The sequence below is a fragment of the Ligilactobacillus equi DSM 15833 = JCM 10991 genome, assembly GCF_000615765.1.
Lineage (GTDB): Bacteria > Bacillota > Bacilli > Lactobacillales > Lactobacillaceae > Ligilactobacillus > Ligilactobacillus equi.
In genome coordinates, this window is the sequence record NZ_BAMI01000098.1 from 1 (window position 1) to 3,254 (window position 3,254).

The window sequence follows — 3,254 nt, forward strand, 5'->3', positions numbered from 1 at the left end:
CACAGCAACGTCCTACCCTCACAGGGAGCGATCTCCCAACTACTCTCGGCGCTATCAAGCTTAACTTCTGTGTTCGGAATGGGAACAGGTGTATCCTTGATGCCATCATCACTGCACTATTTATTTGCGAGAACCTTGTTCTCTCAAAACCAGCTATAATTATCTTTCTTTTATCCGAAAACCACGTTTCCTTTGACTCTTCTTGGTTAAGTCCTCGACCGATTAGTAATGGTCCGCTTCATATGTCGCCACACTTCCACTTCCATCCTATCTACCTGATCATCTCTCAGGGGTCTTACTTCCATAAAGGAATGGGAAATCTTATCTCGAGGTGAGTTTCGCACTTAGATGCTTTCAGCGTTTATCTCATCCATACTTAGCTACCCAGCGATGCCCTTGGCAGAACAACTGGTACACCAGCGGTATGTCCATCCCGGTCCTCTCGTACTAAGGACAGATCCTCTCAAATTTCCTACGCCCGCGACGGATAGGGACCGAACTGTCTCACGACGTTCTGAACCCAGCTCGCGTACCGCTTTAATGGGCGAACAGCCCAACCCTTGGGACCGACTACAGCCCCAGGATGCGATGAGCCGACATCGAGGTGCCAAACCTCCCGTCGATGTGGACTCTTGGGGGAGATAAGCCTGTTATCCCCAGGGTAGCTTTTATCCGTTGAGCGATGGCCCTTCCATACGGAACCACCGGATCACTAAGCCCGACTTTCGTCCCTGCTCGACTTGTAGGTCTCGCAGTCAAGCTCCCTTCTGCCTTTACACTCTGCGAATGATTTCCAACCATTCTGAGGGAACCTTTGGGCGCCTCCGTTACCTTTTAGGAGGCGACCGCCCCAGTCAAACTGCCCACCTGACACTGTCTCCCGCCACGCTTAGTGGCGCGGGTTAGAGTGTTCATACAACGAGGGTAGTATCCCACCAACGCCTCCGTCGAGACTAGCGTCCCGACATCTACGGCTCCTACCTATCCTGTACAAGTTATACAAACACCCAATATCAAGCTACAGTAAAGCTCCATGGGGTCTTTCCGTCCTGTCGCGGGTAACCCGCATCTTCACGGGTATTATAATTTCACCGAGTCTCTCGTTGAGACAGTGCCAGATCGTTACGCCTTTCGTGCGGGTCGGAACTTACCCGACAAGGAATTTCGCTACCTTAGGACCGTTATAGTTACGGCCGCCGTTTACTGGGGCTTCAATTCAAAGCTTCGCTTACGCTAACCCATCCTCTTAACCTTCCAGCACCGGGCAGGCGTCAGCCCTATACGTCATCTTACGATTTTGCAGAAACCTGTGTTTTTGATAAACAGTCGCCTGGGCCTATTCACTGCGGCTGCACCGGAGTGCAGCACCCCTTCTCCCGAAGTTACGGGGTCATTTTGCCGAGTTCCTTAACGAGAGTTCTCTCGCTCACCTGAGGCTACTCGCCTCGACTACCTGTGTCGGTTTGCGGTACGGGTAATTAAACTCTAACTAGAAGCTTTTCTTGGCAGTGTGACATCTCTCACTTCGCTACTATAATTTCGCTTCCCATCGTAGCTTGTCCTTAAAGAAATAAGCATTTGACTCATTTCAAGACTTACTACTTGGACGCACATTTCCAATCGTGCGCATTGATAGCCTCCTGCGTCCCTCCATTGTTCAAACAAGTTTAACTAGTACAGGAATCTCAACCTGTTATCCATCGCCTACGCCTCTCGGCCTCGGCTTAGGTCCCGACTAACCCTGGGAGGACGAGCCTTCCCCAGGAAACCTTAGTCATACGGTGGACCAGATTCTCACTGATCTTTCGCTACTCATACCGGCATTCTCACTTCTAAGCGCTCCACCAGTCCTTACGGTCTAGCTTCACCGCCCTTAGAACGCTCTCCTACCACGCAAACTTACGTTTGCATCCACGATTTCGGTAATGTGTTTAGCCCCGTTACATTTTCGGCGCAGGATCACTCGACTAGTGAGCTATTACGCACTCTTTAAATGGTGGCTGCTTCTAAGCCAACATCCTAGTTGTCTGTGCAATTCCACATCCTTTTCCACTTAACACATATTTAGGGACCTTAATCGGTGGTCTGGGCTGTTTCCCTTTCGACTACGGATCTTATCACTCGCAGTCTGACTCCCGGATATAGATATGTGGCATTCGGAGTTTATCTGAATTCAGTAACCCTAGATGGGCCCCTAGTCCAAACAGTGCTCTACCTCCACTATCCTTAACTCCGAGGCTAGCCCTAAAGCTATTTCGGAGAGAACCAGCTATCTCCAAGTTCGTTTGGAATTTCACCGCTACCCACACCTCATCCCAGCATTTTTCAACATACACGGGTTCGGTCCTCCAGTGCGTTTTACCGCACCTTCAACCTGGACATGGGTAGGTCACCTGGTTTCGGGTCTACACCAACATACTAAAACGCCCTCTTCAGACTCGCTTTCGCTACGGCTCCAGCCTTTCCGCTTTAACCTCGCATGCTAGCGTAACTCGCCGGTTCATTCTACAAAAGGCACGCCATCACCCTTTAACGGGCTCTGACTACTTGTAGGCACATGGTTTCAGGAACTCTTTCACTCCCCTCCCGGGGTGCTTTTCACCTTTCCCTCACGGTACTGGTTCACTATCGGTCACTAGGGAGTATTTAGCCTTGGGAGATGGTCCTCCCGGATTCCGACGGGGTTTCACGTGTCCCGCCGTACTCAGGATCCAGAACGGAGGAAACGAAGTTTCACTTACAGGCTCTCACCTTCTTTGGCTTAGTTTCCCAACTAATTCAGCTACTTCATTTCTTGGTAACTCCAATGTTCTGTCCTACAACCCCGAAAGGCAAGCCTTTCGGTTTGGGCTCTTCCCGTTTCGCTCGCCGCTACTCAGGGAATCGAATTTTCTTTCTCTTCCTGTGGGTACTTAGATGTTTCAGTTCCCCACGTCTACCTCTATCCAGACTATGTATTCACCTGGAAGTAACGGGCGGTTAAACCCGCTGGGTTTCCCCATTCGGAAATCTCCGGCTCAAAGCTTACTTACAGCTCCCCGAAGCATATCGCAGTTAGTCACGTCCTTCATCGGCTCCTAGTGCCAAGGCATCCACCATGCGCCCTTAATAACTTAACCTCTGATTATTAATATAATCGGTTATGAGTATTATACGCGAATTTAATTGTTTTAAACTCTTTAAAACGCGGTGTATTTCTCGGTTTAAATTTAAGAAATAGAATAATTATATCTGGTTTTCAAAGAACAAGTTTG

The 3,254-nt window shown here is 49.5% G+C and carries 2 rRNA genes; both read right to left on the reverse strand.

What is annotated here, in order from left to right:
- Positions 1-116, reverse strand: a 5S ribosomal RNA gene (rrf, locus tag JCM10991_RS11410); the annotation flags it as partial.
- Positions 117-202: 86 nt separating this feature from the next.
- A 23S ribosomal RNA gene (locus JCM10991_RS11415) occupies positions 203-3,119 on the reverse strand.
- Positions 3,120-3,254: the final 135 nt, after the last annotated feature.